The 19566-nt window shown below is 71.0% G+C and carries 16 protein-coding genes; 1 reads left to right on the forward strand and 15 read right to left on the reverse strand.

Features of this window, described 5'->3' with window-relative positions; genetic code table 11:
• Positions 1 to 66: 66 nt before the first annotated feature.
• The 13 genes from ACIO3O_RS37840 to ACIO3O_RS37900 form a co-directional block, all read right to left on the reverse strand.
• Positions 67 to 945 (reverse strand): type II secretion system F family protein, encoded by an 879-nt coding sequence (locus ACIO3O_RS37840; protein ID WP_401753862.1) that lies wholly within the window; start codon positions 943 to 945, stop codon positions 67 to 69.
• The gene (locus tag ACIO3O_RS37845) at positions 942 to 1892 is read right to left on the reverse strand and encodes a type II secretion system F family protein (RefSeq protein WP_401753863.1); all 951 of its coding nucleotides are present in this window, start codon (positions 1890 to 1892) and stop codon (positions 942 to 944) included. The genes ACIO3O_RS37840 and ACIO3O_RS37845 overlap by 4 nt, the downstream gene beginning before the upstream one ends.
• Positions 1889 to 3388 (reverse strand): CpaF family protein, encoded by a 1500-nt coding sequence (locus tag ACIO3O_RS37850; RefSeq protein ID WP_401753865.1) that lies wholly within the window; start codon positions 3386 to 3388, stop codon positions 1889 to 1891. The genes ACIO3O_RS37845 and ACIO3O_RS37850 overlap by 4 nt, the downstream gene beginning before the upstream one ends.
• On the reverse strand, positions 3378 to 4229 hold the full coding sequence (locus ACIO3O_RS37855; RefSeq protein ID WP_401753867.1) for a hypothetical protein: 852 nt from the start codon (positions 4227 to 4229) through the stop codon (positions 3378 to 3380). Before ACIO3O_RS37855 ends, ACIO3O_RS37850 begins: the two co-directional genes overlap by 11 nt.
• Positions 4229 to 4933 carry an SAF domain-containing protein gene (locus ACIO3O_RS37860; protein ID WP_401753869.1) on the reverse strand — a complete coding sequence of 235 codons (705 nt, stop codon included), beginning with the start codon at positions 4931 to 4933 and terminating at the stop codon, positions 4229 to 4231. The genes ACIO3O_RS37855 and ACIO3O_RS37860 overlap by 1 nt, the downstream gene beginning before the upstream one ends.
• A gap of 34 nt (positions 4934 to 4967) precedes the next feature.
• Positions 4968 to 5417 carry an ATP/GTP-binding protein gene (locus tag ACIO3O_RS37865; RefSeq protein WP_401753965.1) on the reverse strand — a complete coding sequence of 150 codons (450 nt, stop codon included), beginning with the start codon at positions 5415 to 5417 and terminating at the stop codon, positions 4968 to 4970.
• 431 nt (positions 5418 to 5848) lie between these two features.
• Positions 5849 to 6250: a hypothetical protein gene (locus ACIO3O_RS37870; RefSeq protein ID WP_401753871.1), complete on the reverse strand. Its 402-nt coding sequence runs from the start codon at positions 6248 to 6250 to the stop codon at positions 5849 to 5851.
• Positions 6251 to 6723: 473 nt separating this feature from the next.
• Positions 6724 to 7632 carry a replication-relaxation family protein gene (locus tag ACIO3O_RS37875; protein ID WP_401753873.1) on the reverse strand — a complete coding sequence of 303 codons (909 nt, stop codon included), beginning with the start codon at positions 7630 to 7632 and terminating at the stop codon, positions 6724 to 6726.
• The gene (locus ACIO3O_RS37880) at positions 7629 to 10232 is read right to left on the reverse strand and encodes an ATP/GTP-binding protein (RefSeq protein WP_401753875.1); all 2604 of its coding nucleotides are present in this window, start codon (positions 10230 to 10232) and stop codon (positions 7629 to 7631) included. The genes ACIO3O_RS37875 and ACIO3O_RS37880 overlap by 4 nt, the downstream gene beginning before the upstream one ends.
• Positions 10214 to 10801, reverse strand: coding sequence for a hypothetical protein (locus tag ACIO3O_RS37885; protein ID WP_401753877.1), 588 nt, complete (start codon positions 10799 to 10801; stop codon positions 10214 to 10216). Before ACIO3O_RS37885 ends, ACIO3O_RS37880 begins: the two co-directional genes overlap by 19 nt.
• Before the next feature lie 47 nt (positions 10802 to 10848).
• Positions 10849 to 12021, reverse strand: a complete 1173-nt coding sequence (locus ACIO3O_RS37890; RefSeq protein WP_401753879.1) for an NlpC/P60 family protein — start codon at positions 12019 to 12021, stop codon at positions 10849 to 10851.
• A complete protein-coding gene (locus ACIO3O_RS37895) occupies positions 12018 to 14699 on the reverse strand; it encodes a hypothetical protein (protein WP_401753881.1) in 2682 nt (893 codons plus the stop codon). The genes ACIO3O_RS37890 and ACIO3O_RS37895 overlap by 4 nt, the downstream gene beginning before the upstream one ends.
• On the reverse strand, positions 14696 to 17377 hold the full coding sequence (locus ACIO3O_RS37900; RefSeq protein ID WP_401753883.1) for an ATP-binding protein: 2682 nt from the start codon (positions 17375 to 17377) through the stop codon (positions 14696 to 14698). Before ACIO3O_RS37900 ends, ACIO3O_RS37895 begins: the two co-directional genes overlap by 4 nt.
• Positions 17378 to 17689: 312 nt before the next feature.
• Between ACIO3O_RS37900 and ACIO3O_RS37905 the strand changes: the two genes are divergently transcribed.
• Positions 17690 to 17983: a hypothetical protein gene (locus tag ACIO3O_RS37905; protein ID WP_401753885.1), complete on the forward strand. Its 294-nt coding sequence runs from the start codon at positions 17690 to 17692 to the stop codon at positions 17981 to 17983.
• 28 nt (positions 17984 to 18011) lie between these two features.
• On the opposite strand, the gene ACIO3O_RS37910 is transcribed toward ACIO3O_RS37905, so the two are convergent.
• Together ACIO3O_RS37910 and ACIO3O_RS37915 are read right to left on the reverse strand one after the other, a co-directional pair.
• Positions 18012 to 18293 carry a hypothetical protein gene (locus tag ACIO3O_RS37910; protein ID WP_401753887.1) on the reverse strand — a complete coding sequence of 94 codons (282 nt, stop codon included), beginning with the start codon at positions 18291 to 18293 and terminating at the stop codon, positions 18012 to 18014.
• Positions 18290 to 19231 carry a conjugal transfer protein gene (locus ACIO3O_RS37915; protein ID WP_401753889.1) on the reverse strand — a complete coding sequence of 314 codons (942 nt, stop codon included), beginning with the start codon at positions 19229 to 19231 and terminating at the stop codon, positions 18290 to 18292. Before ACIO3O_RS37915 ends, ACIO3O_RS37910 begins: the two co-directional genes overlap by 4 nt.
• Positions 19232 to 19566 lie beyond the last annotated feature (335 nt).

The following is a 19566-nucleotide window of genomic DNA, read 5'->3' on the forward strand; positions in this document are numbered from 1 at the left end:
TCCTTCAGGGGTATGCAGAAACAGGACGGTGGAATGGTGTGGCGCAGAGGGCCGCCCGGGCCTGGGTCAGGCGTTGAAGATGCCGAGGACACCGGGGAAGGCGATGGCGAACATCACGACGGTCGCCAGCAACGCACCGGGGGCGGACATCTTTTCGCTGTCCGCGTTGGCGGCGGCGGCCTCGTCGGTGAGGAGTTCGGTGCGCATGCTTTCCGCGCGGGCGCGCAGGGTGGCGTAGACGGCGGCGCCGTCGTCGCTGGAGCGGCGCATGATGTCGGCGGTGTCCGCCAGGACGGGCAGCCGCAGTTGGGTGCCGAGGTCCTCGACGGCCTGCCAGGGGGAGACCTTCTCGGCCTGCGCCCGCGCCAAGGCTTCCTGGAGACGCCTGTATGGCCAGCCCCGGCCGATCGCGGCGGCTTCCTCCAGGGCGGTGGAGGCGCCGACGTTGGAGCGCATCCGCAGCGCCACGAGCTCCAGGTACGCGGCCGCCGCGTGCGCGAACTCGATGCGCGCCTTTTTGGCCTGGTCGTTGACCTGCCAGTCGGGCACGAACCACAGGGCCGCAGCCGCGACGACGCCGAACAGGGACGGGAGGAAGAGGGCGACGTCCAGGCCCATCAGGCTCCAGCCGCCGATGACGATCAAAGGCAGCAGCAGCCCGGCGAGCGCGAACGCGATCTTCTGGAGGAAGAACCACTCCGCGGACCGCTGGAGCAGGTCCAGGTCCTGGCGGGGAAACCGGCCCGGGATGCGTTCGGCGAACGTCTCCCACCGGCTCTCGGACGCCGACTGGGCCATACTCTGCCCCGGACGCACCGGGGCCGGGTTCAACCGGCGCAGTGCAGGCCCGAGCTTCGGCGGCGCCGGGAACACTTCCCGGGCCAGCAGGGCCGCCCCCGCACCGGCGGTGCACCCGCACAGGACCAGAATTCCGGTGACACTCATGAGCGGACCTCCAGCACAGCCGTCTCGGAAGCCATCGCAACAGGCGAGGGCTCGGGTTCGGCGGCCTGTTTGACGCGGCTGCGGGGGTCGGCGATCAGGAAGCGGGCGACGGGCCGGTGGGTGGCCAGCGACCGCATCCACAGCAGGACCCCGGCGAACGCCATGCCCAGCAGCGCCATCACCAGCTGCCCCAACGCGGTGGCGTAGGGGGCGGTGTAGTGGGGGACGAGGAACCCGCACGGGACGATGAGGACGGCGATGATGGTCATCCACCGCACCGCGGTGCGGGCCTTGGCACGGTCGGCCTCGATCTTGCGCCGGGAGGCGACCTCCTCGCGCACGGAAGCGGCCAGGTCCTCCAGCGACTGCGCCAGCCCCGGCCCCGAATCCCTAGCCGAAAGCGCCAGTGACGCGCAGACTTTGTCTGCGGTGATGTCGTCGAGGGCGTCCGCGAAGTCCCGCAACGCCTCCTCCGCCGACCACCCGGCCTGGAGCTTGTCCGCGAGATCGGTGACCTCCCGCGCCAGGGCAGGGGGCGGGTTCTTGCGCCCGGTCACCAGCGCCTGCTCCATCCCGAACCCCAGATGCAGAACGTCGGCCAGCCGCTGCGCCCAGTCGGAGAGCGCTTCGAGCTGAGCGATGCGGGCCTTGGTGGAGGCGGCCGGGGTCAGCAGCCACGGCACGCCCACCACCGACAGGCCCAGCAAAGCTGCGGCCATGAACACCCCGCTCAGCAGCCACACCACCACGAACACCACACCGGCGGCCGGAACGAGGAGACGCAGGGGCACCGCCCCCGACCCGGTGGCGTCGGCTGTGCGTACCCGCCACCTGTCACACCGGCTGATCTGCTTCGGCTGTGTCGTCCCGACGATGCCGGTGAGGACGGCGAGCAGGCCGCCGGTGAGCAGGGCCCCGCACAGGGCCCACCACAGCATCCCGGTCATGCCCCCACCTCCAGCCACGGGTTGACCGCGCTCTGGTGCAGCAGCTGCGGGTCGAATCCGGCCGCTTCGAGCCGGCGTAGGGTTGCTGGGGTCGGCGGGGTGCGCGGGACGGCCCGCGCCTCGGGGACCTCCCAGCCCTGTCCGGTGGCCGGGGGCGGGCCGAAGACCTGGTTGTAGGCGGGGCGTCCGCCCTCGCCGACGCCGGTGATCTCCCAGACATGGGAGATGTAGCGGCGCTTGCCGCCCCCGGCAGTGTCGACGGCGACGAACACAATGAAGTGCAGCCCGTTCGCGATCTGCCGGTAGGCGAGCGCCTCGGAAAAGTTGTCCTGGGCGAGAAGGTAGAGCTCGGCGATCCGGTCGAACACCACATGCGGCCCGGAGGCGTGCATCGTGCACAGGTTCCCGCCGCGCCCGTTGGTCAGAGCCTGCATGAGCGCGGTGATCTCCGGCCCGCGCACCTCCCCGACCACGATCCGCGTCAGCGACATGCGCAGGGCTTTGTGCATGAGGTCCATGAGCGTGATCTCACCGGCGGCCCGCCCGTCGACCCGCTCCCCGTTGGACTCCCGCGCTTCCATCGGCACCACCTGCGTGTGGAACCCGTTGCGGTGCGACCACAGCTCGAACTCCGTCTCCAACGTCCCGAACCGCTCATTGGCCGGAATCTCGCGGAGCAGCGCCCGCAGCAGGGACGTCTTTCCGGACCCTTGCTCGCCGACGATCATGATGTTGCGCTCGGCCCGCACACACGCCGCGAGGAACGCGGCCAGGGTGTCGTCCAGCGTGGTGTAGCTGATCAGATCATTGAGGGTGGCGTCCTTGATGCGGTGGCGGCGGATCGTCACGAACGTGCGCTCACCGGTGATCTCGTCGCCGAGGGCCTGGAGGCGGGAGCCGTCGGCCAGCCGCAGCGCCAGCATCGGATTAGCCGTCGACAAGGTGCGCTCGCTCTGCCCGCTGGTGCGCGCCAAGTCCCGCAGGAGTTCCTTGAGTTCGTCCTCGGAGTCCGCGACCGGCTCGACGCGCACCAGCTGGTCGTCGCCGAGATCGACGGTCACGTTGTCGTGTCCGTTGATGTAGATGTTGTCGATCCGCGGGTCATCCAGGAGCCGCTGCAACCGCCCCGCCCGGAAGAGCATGTCGAAAATCATGCCCGCGAGCGCTTGCTCCTCGCCCGGCCGGATACCGCCCGGGCGCTGGGCGGCGGCATCGGCCCACACCATCACCGCTTCGTTGATCAGGGCACGCCCGCGCTGCTCCCGGACTGCCCCCACGAGCGCCGTGTTGTCCTTGTGTTCGGCCAGCAGCCGTTCGGACACCTGCCGCTTGAGCCGGGCGGCGGCCTGGTAGTCGATGCGGACCTGCGGCAGCCCCGCACCGCCCAGCGGAACAGGAGAGGACGCCCCGCCTGCCGCGTTGCGGGCCGGTGGAACCTTCCCCTGGGTGGGCTCGGGCAGCCGGTAGGGCTCGGGGTAGAGGGGTTCAGCGTCCACCGGCGGCCACCTCCCGCAGCTTCTGATGCAGCGGAGAGGTGATCCGCGGCCGCCTCGCCGCGCCCTGGCCCCGCACCGCAGCTGCACCCGTCCGGGCCGCCCGCAGCAGCTCGCAGCGGGCGAACTTCCGGTCCTCCGCCGCGCCGTCCGACAGCACAGCTGCATCCTTGGGCGCGTACGGCAGCGTCATCACCACCGGTACATCGAGCGCCTCCTCGACCTCCCGGGCCGAGTAAGCACCCTCAGCGATCAGCAGGATGCCCAGCCCCGAGGAACCGCGCCCGTCTTCGCCTTCCATCCGCCGCCGCAGCGCCGCCACCCGGGAGGTCGCGGCGTGCACACCGCGCAGGGTGCTCCGCACGACGACCAGCACCGTGTCCGCCTTCAAGGCCAGCACCCCGGGCGCCCCGAAGGCACCCGTACGGCCGAGGTCGACCAGCACATCGTGCTGGTGCGCCTCGATCCCGGCGAACAGATCCGCCAGCTGCCCCCACACCGCCCCCAGGCTGGACGCCTGGCCGGGGTCGGTGAGACCGGGCAACAGCAGACGGCGGCGGGCCCCTGCAGCATCGCCCTCGAAGTTGAGTGCGATCAGCTGGGTCCAGAACGCCTGCACCAGGTCCTGGCCTTGAAGACGGGAGGACACCGCGAGGTGGCGCAGCCCGCGGTCGGCGGGCAGCCGGGACTGGAGCGCCCCCGGCAGGATCGCCCCGCCGTCGGGGTCGCACTCGGCCAGCAGCACCCGCCAGTTGTCCTCCAGCGGCCAGGTCCGCAGCAGTGCGAGCGCGCTGCTGGTAACCCCCGGGGAGCCCGGGGTGCCCATCAGGGCGATCACCGTCATCAGCCGGCCCTCCCGGCATCCAGGGTGAGCGCCACGTTCCCGGTCGCGGCCTGTGCCGCGAGCGACGGTCCGTCGGCGGCGGGCACCGCGACATCGACCACGACGTCCCCGGTGTTCGCCGCCCGGTCACCGACCCGTACCACCCGTGCTGCGACGGTCTTGGGGGACCGTACTGCCGCCCCCTTGCCGGTCGCGTCCTGCGCGGCACGCGCCGCCTCCGACGGCGTCGAGACCACCAGCACCGCATCCCCCGGCGACAACCGGCTCGCGGGGAGCTGCGCGGGCTTCAGCCCGATCCCCACCAACTGCTCACCGGCCTGCACCAGGGCACGGTCGGTCACCTGACCCTGCGCCAGCAGCGCACCCGGCACCAGCGCCGCAGCGGCACGCTTGCCGACCACACTCTTGCGGTCGGCGGCCTTCACCGGCTTCAGCGCCGGGTCCAGCGCCACCGACGCGACCACCACGTCGCCGTCCTTAATGACGTTACCGGCCTGCACCGCCCGCGCCACCGCCAGCACCGGCGTCCGGTGCCCGGTCTCCTGATAGGCCAGGAACCCACCCAGCCCGCCCGCCGCAACCAGCGCCACACCGAGCGCCGCCATCGCAGGACGGCGACGCCGCGCCTTCACCCCCACCGCCACCGCAGGCGGGGTGTGCTGTTGCCCGGGCACCACCGGAGGTTTGGTTGCTGTCTTGCTCACGTACGTACTGCCCTTCTGCCTCTGAGGTGGTGCATCAGTTGCCCACTGCCTGCGCCTCGCCGATCGCCAGCGGCACCGGGGCGGAGGTACGGGTCTCGGTGAACTCCCCGCCCAGCGCCGTGCCCTGGACCTGCCACTGAACTGCCCACGTGGACGTGGCGGTCAGCTGGTACTTCGCGCCCGGCCGCTTGCCCGAGGTACGCGTATAGACGTGCCCGCAGGTCGGTGACGGCTTCTTCCCGTACGCCGGGCTGTATGGGGTGCCCGGACCGGCACAGGTCACGGTCTGCCCGTCACCGGTTGTCCAGACGATCGACGTCACCTTCGCCGTCGCGGATACCGTCACCGCACCCGCCGTCGCCGACGCCGTATTCGGGCCGGTCGTCGTCGGGGACTGCGCCGACCACAACCACACCGGCATCCCCACCAGACCGACCGCACCCTGCTTCGGCGCCGTCTGGATCTTCGGGCCCTCCAGCAGCATCGAATCCACCGCTTGATGGGCAACGACCACAGGGTCAACTGCCGGCACCGGCGCGGCCCCGTCATCGCCTGCTGCAACCCAGTCCAGCGTGGTCACATTCACCATGGGGGTGCCCTTGGTGCACTCCTGGAAGTACACCGTGCCCTGGATCGAACCACGCTCGGGACTTCCGGCAGGTGGTTGTGGATCTGCCGGCTTACTTGTGCACACCGTCGGCGGGCCCGAGGGCGCCTTGCCCGGTTCCGCGCGGTTCGGTGTCTTGGGGGAGGAGCCCTTCCGCCCTTGGATGGCGGAGGTGTCGTCTGCGGTGATACATACCTGCCCTGCACGCCCAGCGCACAGCCCACCTCCCAGAGGGAGTGGAGCAGCTGACGCCGCAGTTGGCATCAAGGCGAAGACACAAGCTGCCGTCGCCCATCCACCGGCCCGAGTCAGGTGTTGGGTACGCATGTGCGGGCCTCCGCCTTCTCCCGCAGCACCATCCATCCGTTCGGCCACTTTTCGAGCGATGACACGACGATGTACCGCTTCAACTGGCCCTTGATGGGAGGGAGCGATTTTCCGGATGCATCGACCGTGTCCCACTTGGACACGTCGAGACACGTGGTCAAGGTCGCCGTGGGCACCGGTCCGGTCATGGTGATCTTCGTGACCTTCGAGTCGCTCGTCGGAGCGCCGGTCATGTGATTGCCTGCACCCTTCAGCGACTGCACGTCAGCATGCACCTGCTTCAATGTCTCGCCACTGACGTACTTGCGTACGTCCGTGCTTTTCCAATCAACCTGCTCGTAGGCCTGGGCCATCTGCGCCAGGTACCTGTCGTACGTCGACACGATTGCAGCCTTCTCGGCGGCGAGGGGGGCGGCGCTGCTTGCGGCCGGGGACGGGGTGCTGGCGCTGGGCTTGGCGTCTGCTGCCGTGGGTGCGGGCGTGGCTGGTGAGCTCGCGCTGCTGCATCCGGTCAGGGCGAGGGTGGCGGCTGTGGCCAGGGTGCAAAGTGTGTGCCGGTTCCGTGTGCGAATTCTGCCGGGCTTGCCGGGGTGGGGGATGACTCGGCTCATGTGGACCTCGGGGCAGTGGCGGCGGGGATCGGTGAGGTGGGTGTGGGCAGGGGGAGTTGCTGGTGGGGCAGCGGTGTTGATCGTTTCGTGTAGTCGGCACGTTACGCACAGATCGCGCAACTGCCCACCCGTATCAACGACTTGTAGCGGGCAATCGGTACGAAAGGGCTGCCGTTGAGTGAGGGAAGTCGACTTGTAGTCGTGTGCACCTGTGACGGTGTCGCCTGGAGTGGTGGGAGTTCGTTTCACAGTTCGGTCCATCCGCACGGCCCGTGGTGCTCGCCCAGGCGGGTCCAGACCGGTGCCCGCGGGCCTGCTTCCTCCAGGTCTTCCAGGACAGCCGCGCCGACGGGGACGTGGCGGGCCATCGCGGCGACCATCGGATGCTCGGCGGTCATCGCCTTCAGGTCGGAGATGCGGTTGGCGAGCGCGCGGGGGCCGGCCCCGGTGAGGACGAACAGCACGCGCGGGAAGCGCGGGTACCACCGCTGCCAGGCGGGCCCGGTCACCGCCTGAGCGGCGTTGGCGGTTCGCCGGCCCGGCTGCACGGGCTCGTAGGTGCGAAAGCGCGCGTATTCGATGAGCTTGCTCGCCAGGCGCTCTGAGCTCATCGTCGCCCGGTCCACTTCGACGAAGGCCCGCAGCTTGGAGCGGACCTCGCCCTGGGTGACGGTGTAGCGCAACAGGGCGTCCGCGATGAGGCGTTCCCCGTCGGACAGCTGGTGGGCGACTTCCGGGGTCCAGTCGAGGAACCCGTGTTCGTCGCCGCGCTGGCGGGCGTCGTGGGCGAATGCGAGGTGGGTGCGGACGACGGTGAGGGTGTGCGCGGTCCGCAGGGACGCGGCCGTGCTGCCGGTCACCGGGTAGCGCGGGCGGCCGCGCAGCTCCGGCCAGTCCCGGGTGATCCGTGCTCCTTCGGCGGTGAGGTACCAGGCGTGGCCGCCGCCGCGCGTGCCGGGCATGGTGACCGAGGCGATCAGCTCTTCCCTGCGCAAAGGGGTCATGACCCGTTGGAGTGCCTGGCGGGAGCCGCCGGTGGCCAGCAGGGCTCGTAGCTGTGATGTCGTTGCCATGCGGTGCTGTGCCAGTGCGGCCAGCACTTGATGGCCGTAGGTCTCGCGGGCGGAGAGAGCAGCGGGTGTCTGGGGACTCACGTGTACTCCTTGCCGTCCGCAGGCGTGGTGCCTGCGGGCTGGGTGGTGTGACGGGTGAGGAACGTCTGGACGGTGAGGGAGTGGGTGAGGGCCCGGGTGGCGAGTGACTTCAGCGGGTGCGCGTCGGCCATGTCGTCGGCAGTCCTGGTCAGTGCCTGCACCTCGCTGGGTTTGGCGCCGTCGCCGAAGACGTCTTCCAGGCGGGGGCCTTCGAGCAGCAGCGGGCCTACCCGGTCTCCGCGCACGGTGAGGGTGGCGTAGTGGTGGTAGCGGGGCAGGCGTGCCACGGTCTCGGCCGGGACGCGTTCGCCCCATTCCCCGGTGACGTGCCGGATGGCGGCCATGGATCCGGCGGTGGTGGTCAGTGTGGAGGCGTTCTGCACCAGCGAGGCGCGCACCGGTTCCGACAGGCGTTGGAGGAGCTGGGTCATGCCGTGCAGCCGCACCCCGAACTTGCGCAGCTGTTCCAGCATTTGGGCGAGGGACTCGGATGCGGCTCCGTCCAAAGTGATGAGTTCGTCGAGGTAGGCGCGGAAGGGCACCCGGCGGCGTTCGGTGAGGTCGCGGCGGGAGAGGCCGGCGCGCAGCAGATCCCGCATAAGGAGGGAGACCAGCAGGCGGTCGGTGGGGCCGTTGCCTGCCGGGCAGATCCACACGACCATGCCCGCGTCCATCGCGGCGCGGATGTTGTACGCGCCCAGGGGGCTGCCGAGGAAGGCCCGGGTGACGGGGTCGGCGGCCAGCCGGTCCAGCGGGTTGAGGACCACGGGCAGTGCGTCGGCGGGCAGCGTCGCGAACGTGGTGTGCCACCACGCCGCTTCCTCGTCGCTCAGGACCGCTACGACCGACTCGCGGAATCCCTTGTCGGACAGCAGCTCCCGGATCTGGAACACCGTGGCCTGCTGGGCGGCCTGTTGTGCGGCGCAGGCCTTCGCGTTGACGGCGACCAGGGCCTCGACGGCCTTGGTGAAGATGGTCAGGGCCCTGGGTGCGCTGACGGAGGTCCAGCCGAGCGCGGCCGCGAACGCGTCCACGGTCTGCGCGACGACCTGGTGGGCCTGTTGCCCCTGGTCCATGCCCAGCGGGTTCCAGCACCCGACCTGTGCCTGGTCACCGCTCGCGGCAAGGTTGATCCGCATCACCCTCCCGGCGAGTGCCGGGTGGGCGAGGTAGGGAGCGGCGCGATGCCAGGAGTCGCCGTGCGGGTCCACGAACAGCAGTCCCCGCCCGGCCCGGGCCAGGCCGACGGCCTGGCAGAGCGCGCGCTCGGTTTTGCCCCACCCTGACTTGCCGACGGCGACCTCGAAGAGGGTCTCGTCCTCGCGGGTGGCGAGCATCCGCTTGCGTCCGTCGCCGCTGCGGTGCCAGCCCTGGAGCACCAGGTCGGCGTTGCTCTCGCGCCAGGTGGGCACGGCGGTGGCCAACAAGGGGAGTCGGCAGTGCACGGTCGGTGGCTTCAGCATGCCTGCCAGCTCGCCCAGGGCGACCCAGTTGGTGCGTGGGGCGCGGACTTGTCCGGTGGTCCATCGGTGGTCGAAGTTCTTGCGGGCGGGGGCGCTGTCACTGGAGTAGTGCCACGGCCCGAGCCGGAATCCGCGCATCTGCCAGCGCGCTTCCCCGCCGAATACGTCGAGGGCGGCTTCGAGTTGCCGCAGCCGAGCCTTCGCCCGGCCCTCCATGTCGGAGGAGCACCGTACGAGAAGCTGGACGCGTACGAGGTGGGTGCCGGTGAGCTTGCCCAGCGCCTTGTCCGTATCCACCCGGCGCGGGGCCGGCGGCATCACCCACCGCGGCCCGCCCTTCGTTTCGCGCCCGCCGAACAGCTCGCGCAGCACACCCCACACGCTGTCCTCGGCGCGTTCGGCATCCCGGCGCACCCACGACGACGCGCGTCGTGCTTCGCGGTGTTCGGTGGTGCGGGCGTCTTCCATGGCCTGCCACCGGCGGGCTTTGAGGTGCCAGGCGGGGGCGCGCTGGAGGTCCAGGCAGATCTCGGCGACGTCCCCCAGATCGGTGCGCAGGTCAGCGACGGCGTCGGCGAGCGGCTGCAACGGGTCCGGCTCCAGCGGCACCTCCCGCAGCGCGGCCACCGTCAGCCCGCGCAGCACAAACTCCGCCCGCACCGTGTGCTTCGCCTTCGTCTTCTTGAGCGGCGGGGCCTTACGGCACGTCACCGCGGGTGCGTACGGGGTGGTGCGCAGCAGCTGGGCGGCCCCGGCGGCGCCCTCGATGCGGTACGACAACGGGGAGCGCCCGTCGGCGCGCATCCGCACCCGCACGGCCTTCGCGCGCCGGGGCACGGTCCAGGGTCCGCTGCCGGAGGCGCGCACGAGCTGGACGGCGTAGCGGAAGATCTGTTCCAGGCTGGGGTCGAAGGTCTCGTCGGGAACGAGCTCGACGGCCATGCGGGACTGGCTGGCCTTGTCGGCAAGCCGTCGCAGCAGCCACTCGGTAGCGAGCGCGGTGGCGGCGGCGAGCACGAGCAGCCACCACAGGTTGCCGGTGATCCATCCCGGGACGGCAGCCACCACCGTCACGACGGCGCTGACCGTATCGAGAAGAGAACCCGTCTCGGCGAGCGTCACGGAATCGGTGTCCACGGAACTCCTTGGCTGGTGGTCGTGGTGGTGTGCTGGAAGCGGAGGGTGTGGGGGCGGCCGTCGCGGTAGGTGCCCCCGGGGTCCGCACCGGCCCACACCAGGTGGACCACCGCCCGGCCGTCGCCGTCTGCTTGTGCGGCGGCGGCCTGCACCCGTACCCGGGTGAAGGCGCGGACCGGCTGGCCGGGCGGGAAGAAGGCGGGCCACAGGTGGCGGCCGCGGCCGGTGACGTCGGCGACCAGCACCGCCCGGCCCAGCGCCTCGACCCGACGTGCAGCGGGTGCGGGCAGATCATCGGGGATGGCAGCCCGCAGGACCCGTTGGATCGCGGGGTCAGCCCGCGGCCCTTCCCCCGGCGCGGGCAGCCCGCCCGGTGAGTTGGCCGCAGCCGACTGTGTCGGCTCCGGCTGCTGCGCCTGGACTGCCGCCGGGCTGGCGGTGTGCGGTGGGCGGTGCGGAACCGTCCGGACCGTTCTGGTGGCGGGTGGCTGCTCCGGCGGGGGTGGTGCTGGTTCGTGGAGCAGTGCCACGCCGAGCAGCACGAGCGCGATACCAGCGGCCAGCAGCACTAGCGGTGAGCGAGTGCGGCGAGCTCGTGGCGAAGATGGTCGGCGGGTCACAGGAGTCGTGCCCCTCCCGCGTAGTCGGGCATGGATGAGAGGGCGTCGATGCGGACGCGGGTGCCGGGGCGGGCGGCGTTGATCATCTGTCCGTTGCCGAGGTAGATCCCGACGTGGTGGATGGTCGCGTTCGAGGTGGGGACGTAGCCGTAGAAGACGAGGTCGCCCGGCCGCAGCGCGCTGGTCCCGGCGGAGGCTGGTATCCGGGTGCCGACTGTGGCCTGTGCGGACGCGGTGCGCGGGAGGCGGATGCCGACCTGGGCGTACGCATAGGTGGTGAGCCCCGAGCAGTCGAACCCCCGAATCCGAGTGCCGGACTTGCCGCTGGGGGAGCAGCACGTCCCGGTGCTCGGCCCCTTGGCGTTACCGCCACCCCACGAGTAGGGGGTGCCACGCCGGGCGAGCGCCGCCTCGATGACCTTCTTCGCCCGCCCGGTCACCGACACGTTCACCGTGCCGCCGGAGGAGCGTGCTGCCTCGGTGTAGGTGTCGATCCAGCCCAGCACATCCCGGACGTACGTCTGGCTGTTGTTGTACTGGAACAGCGCCTTCTTCAGCTGGTCCCGCGAGGCGAGGTTACGGCCGTTGCCGCACAGGTAGACGGCTGCGCCCAGGGCGGCGTCGTCGGCGTTGTGCGGGTTCTTCTGCCCGTCGCCATTCGCGTCACGGCCGGAGCCGTTCCAGGTGGCGGGCATGAACTGAAACGGGCCGACCGCCCGTTCACCGGTGGCGGTGCCGTCCCATTTGCCGTTGTCGGTGTCCTTGAAGACGGTGGTGTTCTCGCCGACGCCCGCTCCGTTGAGGAGGGGGCCCAGGATGCGGGGGCTGATGTCCCCGTTGGGGGCAATCCTTTTGCGCTGGGCGTGGTGGGACTCGATGCGGGCGATCCCGGCGAGGACCGGCCACCGCATCCCCCTGCATGCCGGGACCTGGCTGCCGATCTTGCTGACGGCGTTCTTGTACGCGGTAAGCATCCGGGCCGGGATGTCGGCAGCGGAACCTTCTCCGCCGCCGGTGCCGTCATCCACGACGCCGTCGGCCTCGCTGGCGGCGGCCTGAGCGGCGAGCGCTGAGAGAGCGGACATCGTCCCCGACAGCGGGGCAGCACAGCACACCGCCCCCACCGCCAGCAGCACCGCAAGGCACCCCAGCTTCCGTTTCACCTTCACGAGTGCTCCCCGCCGGGGGTGGCGTCGTCGAGCCACCACGGCGGATCCGTCTCCGCAGCCGCCTTCCGCGCGTTCAACAGGGCGTCCTTGACCCGCTTCTGGTCGGCGCTGGTGTCCGGCTCGCTCCAGGAGGGCTGGTTCTCCCAGGTGGAGCGCTGGGCGTCGATCAGGGCGTCCATCACCTCCTGGCGTGCACGTCCGGTGCCCTGCGCGGGCCGGGAGCGCGGGGTGCGTACCGTGCCCTCGTGGTCGCGGGTGGGGGTGCGGTTGGTGAGGAGGACTCCGGTCATGGCCGCGTCGCGGGCGGCCTGGCGGGTCGCGGTCGCGGAGGCGTTGATGACCTGCCCGACCGGCTCCCACTCCCGCCCGTCCTCACGCACCTGGTTCCCGGTCACCCGCAGTTGCTGGCGAACGTCCTCGGACAGTTCCGAGCGCTTCTGGTGGGCGCGGTTCAGGGTGGCGGGCAGCCCGTAGGTGGCCTGGTAGCCGACGATCCCCGCCCGTCGGGCGATGCGGTAGCCGCGGAAGCGGACGAGCCGGTTGTGCGCGCGCACCCCGACCAACGGCCGGTCCGTGGAGGGGTCGTGCAGGACCTCACCGGTCTGCTTGTCCACCCGCAGCGGCGCACCGCCACCGTGCGGCCCTGATCCCTGAGGCCCCTGGTCGCGCGGACCGGTGCCGTGGCGGCCGTCGGGTCCTTCACGGCCTTCCGGGCCGGTGGGCTTCTGCCACTTGGTGAGCTTCTCGTTGTCCGGGCGCTGTCCGATGAGCAGTCCGTGGGCGGCCCGTCCGACGAGGGCGGCACCGGTCGCGGCGAGCATCGCGGGGGCCAGGCCGCGGCGGGCTTCGGCGCCGGCGTCTGCCAGCAGGCGCCCGGAGTCGACGGGCATGCCGGTGCCGTCGCTCATCGCGGCGAGACGGCCCATCAGTTTCTGCCGGGTGCCTAGCAGCCCGGCCCGGAACCCACCGCCCATCGCAAGCAGACCACCGGGAGCCCCTCCGCCACCGCCGTGGCCTGCGTACGTGGCGAGGGCTGCGCCGATTTCGGAGGAGTCGCCGGGCAGGTGGGTGCCGCCGACCTTCGCGAACCGCATCCGCGTCGCCAGCCGGTCCGCGAACCCGGACGCCGACGCCAGCAAGCGGCGGTGGAAGGCCAGCCCCAGCAGCGCGAGGACGTCCAGGAGCAGCAGGCGCTCTAGGAGCAGGGCGTCGCCTTCGGTGAGCATGACGTCCACGGCGATGCCGAACGCGGGCAGGAACGCGGCGACGGCGAACATCAGCAACGTGGAGGCCATGAAGACCATGACCCACTTCCACACCGTCACCCGGCTGGGGCCGGGCAGCATCCCCCACACCAACGCGACTCCGCCGGTGGCCGCTGCGCCGAGTTCGGCGCCTTGGGTGCCGAGCATGACCAGGGCCATCGCCCCGATCAGAGCCCCGATCAACACGGCGGCGATCAGCATCAGCAGCGCGGCCCCGACCCGCTCCCAGGAGGAGCTGCGCGCATACTCCGCACCCGCCTTCCCCGCCGGGCCGGTCTTCTCCAGGTCCTTAGTGAACTGCTGGAATTGGCCAGCTTCGGGGGAGACGTAGCCCAGGATCTTCTCCGGCGTGACCGCTACGTCGGCTTCATACCCCGGGACCTGGTCGGGGGCGACCTCGGTGCCCTCGGCCTCGGCTTCGTCCTTGGCGCGCCCGTACTTGCAGTGGTCGCTCGCGGGCCCCGACAGCTTGTCGCAGGGGTCGTCCTTCTTCTCCTTCTGCGCGGCCGCGTACTGGGGCTTGTACTTGCCCGTCACCCACCGCAGGTGCACCGCGTACGCGGCGGCGTCCTTCTGAGGGTCCAGGATGCGCCCGTACTGGAGCAGCATGAACGGCTTCACCACCAGTGCGTTGGTCAGTACGTCCTGGATCGGCTGCGCGATGTCCTTGGCCTGCGGGCTCCCCCCGGGGACGGTCTTCGAGGACTCACGCTGGTCGCAGGCGAGCGCCTGGGCAGCGGGCAGTCCGGCGCAGGGTTTGTCGCCATGGGTGTTGAAGTCGTAGGCGTTCACCGTTGTCGCGGCGACTTCGGCGGCGGCCTGGTGGACCTGGTTCATCGGTCCGTCCTTGCCCAGCAGGTAGTCCGGGCGGATCAGAACGGACGCGGCGAGCGCCGCGATCAGGAGGGTGAGCATGATCTCGCCCAGCCCGCGGGCGGCCTTGCCGCGCATGAACAGGATCAGCCCGAAGATGAACCCCCACCCCAGCAGCAGGCCCTTCAACCCGAGGGTGTCGACGACGAGGTGGTTGTAGGTGTCGGACAGTTCCTGCGCCGGCCCGAGCAGCAGGTTGAGCAGGGGGAAGGTGAAGACGAACTCCACCAGCCACCCGGCCAGCCCGCACACCATGCGCACCGCGGCGAATACACCTCCCAGCAGGAAGGAGCGGGCGTTGTCACCGAAGTTGAGGATGATCCCCGGGTCGGAGCCCAGCGTGTAGTTGTCCAGGGGGGCGCCCTCGGACGTGGTCAGGTTCAGCGGCCCCAGCAGCCCTCCGGAGGCTCCGGCACCGTTGGCGTCGGCAGCTGCCGCGACCTGGGTGTCGACCACGACGAACACCAAGACCAGCAGGCACACCCACGCGGTGTTGCGGACGGTGTACCGGTCGAACCGGCCCCAGCTACGGGCCCTCATGCGCCCACCCCCACGGGGGTCTTCGTGAAGGAAGGCCGGGCGGTGGGCGAGCCAGCGGAGGGCCGCGTGGTGGGGGTGGTGGAGATCCGCTGGCGGATGCGGGCGACATCCGGGATGGCGACTTTGAGGCGGCAGGTGTTCTGGCGGGGCGCGCACAGCAGCATCTCGCCCTCCCGCCCCTTCTGCCCGACGGGGGAGAGGTCGGTGGTCACGGTGCGCAGCAGGCTCTCGTCCTTCGGGTCCAGGCCGAGGAACTCGATTCCGCGGGCGGCGCGTTCGCGGTTGGTGGTGCGGGCCAGGACCCGGTAGGCGAGGAGCCCGCGGTCTGGGCCGAGTTCTTCGGCGTCGTGGCCGCCCATGAACAGGCCCGCGAGGTGTTTGCGGCCGTCGTGGAGGATCTCGTGGACCAGGGCGGTGCCCTCGGCGGAGGAGGTGAGCCAGTAGCACTCGTCCACCCACACCCCGCAGAACTGCGACGTGTCACTGAAGGCGGCCTGCCGGGCAATGGCCGCGATCAGGTACAGGACCGCCCGTCCGATGAGGGCCTCCAGCGGCTGCTGGCGCAGCACTTCGGGCTGCGCGAACGCCTCCTTCGGCGGGAGCGTCAATCCCGCAGTGGTGACGACGACCAGGTCGGAGCCGAGCGTGTGGTCCAGGGTGAGCGGCGGCAGGTCCTCGTCGAAGACCATCGCGGCAAGGGGATTGCGGGCCACGATCCGCAGCAGGTCCGCGAGCGTGACTGCCGCATCCCGCCGGGTTGCGGCCCCCGCGTCGGCGGCCGCCATCTGATCGAGGGCGGTGAGGACCCCGGCCATCGACGGACGCGGCGCGGCGGCGGCTTCCTCGACGGCCCGGTGCAGTACCGACCCGGACGTCGACATCGCCCCGATCCCCAGCTGAAGCGTGAGGTAGGACAAGGCGTAGTGCGCACCGGTCGCCCCGCCGAAGATCCGCAAGGGGTCGATGGAGACCTGGGCGCTGGCCGCGTCGACGATCTGATGCCGCCCGGGGGCGGCCCCTTGGGCGTAGGCGGCCCACTCGCGGACCGGGGTGCGGTCGATGACGATCGCCCGCCCGCCCCGGTCCACGATGGACGACTTCAACAGCTTCAGCAGCACCGACTTCCCCGACCCCAGATCCCCGACCACGCCCAGGGAGGCACTCGCGTTCTGGGCGGGGGCATCGGCCGGGTCGATGAGAACCGGGCGGGTGGTGCCGCAGTCCTGGTCGAAGCCGATCAGGATGCCGGTCGGGTCGCCGGCCTCGCCGCCCGTGGCAGCCCCCATCAGAGCCCAGTCCTCGGACAGCTGCACCTGCACGAACTCCCGCAGCACAGCGGGCCGGGTGGTGCCGGGCAGGCCGAGGGCGAAGAGCTGTTCCTGGCGGCCGGTGGGGCGCACCGCCCGGTAGTCGCCCTGCGCGAGCACCGCCCCCAGAGCGCGGGCCCGCGCATCACAAACGGCCGCCGTGGGCCCCCACACGGTGAGCACGGTCACCGGCTGGACTTCGACCTCCACGGACGACCTGGACAGCCGTGCGTCCATCTCGCCGAGATCCCCGACGGCCTCCGGCACCGAGGCAGGCATCCCGGTGACCTGCGCCCCGTACTGGTCGGCCTGCTCCACCAGATCCTTCTTCTTCGCCTGGATCTTCTTCCGCGCCTGCGCAGAGGTCAGGACTTCCATGTCGACGGTGAAGTCCACCGGGAACGGCAACGACTCCAGCTGCACGAACAGGTCAGCACAGTCGCCGGAGACCGCCGGGGGCAGTTGGGCGAGCACCAGGTGGGCCTGGTAGCCGGTGCCGTGCTCGGTCTCCACCTCCAACCACCGCCGTGCCAGCGGCGAACCACCCGAACCCGGCTGGTGGCGCGGTCGCAGCAGAGCACCCCAACCACGCCTCGCTGATGCGAAATCCGCATCATCGTCGCTGTTGTGCTCCCCGTCCCCGCCATCGTCGGAGCCAGCGGCGGAGTGACCGCCTTCAGTGAGCCGCACCTGGCCGAGGTCGGCGTACGACGGCGAGCGCAGCACCCCGCCGCGCAGCCGCCCGCCGTACAGACCGCTGGTGGCGGCCTCCGCGAGCAACGGCTCCGCCAGCCCCCGGTAAAGGGCGTGCTGGACGATCCACACAATCTCTGCCGGAGTCGCCGGACGCAGTTCCAGCGCCGACCCGATCGCGGCTGCGATCCGGGCCGCCTGCCGGTGGCACGCGGTGACCTCACTGCGCGGCACCGGTGCGGCCTGCAGGCCCAGTTCCGCCGACAGATGCGCCCACATCGACGCGACGGCCGCCCCCGCCTCCTGCCTCGACGACGAGGCGAGAGGCACGGCGAGCCACAGGGTGCGGGTGTGCATCTCCTGCCCGTCCAGCAGATCCAACGCTGCCTCGGTGGCCTCGGCCCACGGGTGCTGCTCACCGCCCGGCCCGGGCGACATGGGAACACCGTCGATCATCTGGAAGGCGACCTCGCCGGGATCGGTCTGCGCACACAGCCCGAAGAACCGGGGCGCCCCCGCGAGGGAACGCACCAGGGCGGTCACCTTGGCGAGGGTTTCCTCGCGGACCTGCGCGTTCTGGTAGCGGCCGCCTTCCGGGGTGATGCGCCACAGGGCCCACACGGTGCCCTGCACGGACCACAGCAGATGTCCGTTGATGTGCCGGATGGGAACCCTCATGACGAACTCCTGGAACTGGGTGCGGTGGTGGCGAGCAGCTGCTGCAACGGCGACAACGGACCCGGTGCAACCGACTGCGCAGCAGAGGAAGACGAAGGAGAAGCAGGGGCGGTGGGGGAGGCCACCGGGCGCGGCCGGTGCGGTGTCGTCCGTGTGGGCCGCTGCCGTGCCGGGGCTGCGGGGACGGGCCGCGGCGATCCTCTCCGCTTCACCGGAGCCGGAATTGGGGTTGTCGTTGGGACCGGTGGAGTGTCGGGTGCGGCCTCGATGACGAATCCGCCATGCAGAGAGTGGGACTTGCAGGTGCGGGCTGTGCGGCCGCCGATCCGGCCCTCCCGCGGGCGGATCAGCAGGCTTGCCCAGCCCAGGACGGCGGCGAGCGGGTCACGCCCGGCTATCCGCGTTCCGCGTACGGCCCAGACCGCGACCGCCCACGCCACGATCGGCAGCGGACCGAGCGCGGACGCCCACCAGCTGAAGGATTTGATCAGGGCGAACGCACCGAGGAACGCCACCGACAACTGCAACGGGGTGTACGGGCCGAAGGGCAGCTGCCACTCGCCGATCCGCCCGAACACCGTCGGATGGCGGCGGGCCGCAGTGTAGGTGCGCCCGATCCGCCTCGGCGCGGTGGTCACTGCCCCTGTTTCTGCGGCTGGACGGCGACGTTGCCCGGGTTGTTGACCTCGTCCTGCACCTTGTCCGACAGCGCAGTGCGCGAGTCATAGATCGACAGCGCGATCACCATCGCCAACAGGGCCCCGATACCCGCCTTGAGGGACACCCGGCGCACCACCGTGATCACCACGATGATGATCAGGGCCGCCTTCAGCCCCTTGTCGCCCCAGTCGGCCACGGTCGCGATCAGCGAGTCACCGAGGGCGTCCGCTGCGCCTGCGAGTACAAGTTCCTTCACCGGGCACCGCCCGCCGGGGCGCTCTGCACGGCGGTGAGCGCGGCGATCTCCCACCGGCCGGCCCGTGCGGCCAGGGTCAGCCCGTACTCCAGCGGCCACACCTGCCGCTCGTCCTGCTGCGCACGCACCCTCACCCGCACCCGCACGCGGGTGCCGTCCGCGGGCACCTCCTCGGCAGCCGCCGTCTGGCTCTCGGCGCTGATCTGTGTGACCTCGGCCTTGCGGACCACGGAGACCGGCGCGGCCAACTGGACGTCGGGCACGGCGTACCGGGCGATCTGGCCACCGCCGAGGTAGGCGGTGAAGAACTCGGCGACCGTGGCGGCGAGCGGCCGCCCGGTCGGCACGGTCACCGTGAAGGCGGACGGAGGTGTGTCCGCGGCGGGGGGTGCGGCCACCTCGGCGGGCCCAGCCACCACCACCAGGCGGTCACCGGGTACGGCCGCGAGGGGCACTTGGAAGTAGCGGACAGCCCCCTTGGGGTCGGTGGCCGCGACGGTGACCGCCCAGCGGCCCGGGGCGGTGGCCACCGTGCTCAGCGCAGACACCACCGTCACCGGAGCCGCCGTCTTCGGCAGCCCGACCCCGGGGGCCATCGCCTGCACCCGGCGGGCCGGCTCGCTCGTCTGCCCCTCGGCACTGGCCAGCCACGAGGACAGGAAGAGTTCGGCGTGACCGGCCACCCCCGTGGCCGCCTGGGTGGGAGTGGCCACCGGGGTGGCCACCCTCTGCACAGACGCAGTGGCCACTGACCGCGAGGCAGGGACAACGGCCAGAACAAGGGCGGCGGGACCTGCGGCCAGCGCGGCCCAGACGGCCATCCGTCGGCCGGACACCCGACGGCGCACCTGACCGAGCGCGGTCCCGGTGGCCACCAGCGGACTCTCCTCGTTCGGGGGCGAGGGGTTGCGGGCGGGGCGGGTGAGGCGAGGAGACACGAGCACTCCCAGGGGGGTTGGCATCAGGTGCTGACACCCGAGACAACCCCCCGTGTCTCACCAGATCGCTCACCAAAAAGTGCCCTCCGAGATAACAGAAGGGACTCGTTTTCCCTGGTGAGAAGCGTGGTGAGGAATCTGGTGAGACGCCGTGTAACTCACCACGCCTCATGGCTCCTTGCCTCTTCTGCGGTCACTCGGGCCCCGGAGTGACCAGGGCGGCCAGCTCGCCGTGCCGTGTCCGCAGAGCGTGGTGAGGTATAGCTCCTGGCCGTGGTGAGGAATCCGTTGGCCGTGGTGAGGAATCCGCAGCCGTCGGTCGCTGTGCCTCACCA

The sequence above is a fragment of the Streptomyces sp. NPDC087440 genome, assembly GCF_044744005.1.
In the GTDB taxonomy this organism is placed as follows: domain Bacteria; phylum Actinomycetota; class Actinomycetes; order Streptomycetales; family Streptomycetaceae; genus Streptomyces.

What these genes read in the sequence shown, in the direction of transcription:
- ACIO3O_RS37840 (WP_401753862.1), bottom strand. Translation starts at nt 945, where the DNA reads ATGAGTGTCACCGGAATTCTGGTCCTGTGCGGGTGCACCGCCGGTGCG.
- ACIO3O_RS37845 (WP_401753863.1), bottom strand. Translation starts at nt 1,892, where the DNA reads ATGACCGGGATGCTGTGGTGGGCCCTGTGCGGGGCCCTGCTCACCGGC.
- ACIO3O_RS37855 (WP_401753867.1), bottom strand. Translation starts at nt 4,229, where the DNA reads ATGACGGTGATCGCCCTGATGGGCACCCCGGGCTCCCCGGGGGTTACC.
- ACIO3O_RS37865 (WP_401753965.1), bottom strand. Translation starts at nt 5,417, where the DNA reads ATGCTGCTGGAGGGCCCGAAGATCCAGACGGCGCCGAAGCAGGGTGCG.
- ACIO3O_RS37895 (WP_401753881.1), bottom strand. Translation starts at nt 14,699, where the DNA reads ATGAGGGCCCGTAGCTGGGGCCGGTTCGACCGGTACACCGTCCGCAAC.
- ACIO3O_RS37900 (WP_401753883.1), bottom strand. Translation starts at nt 17,377, where the DNA reads ATGAGGGTTCCCATCCGGCACATCAACGGACATCTGCTGTGGTCCGTG.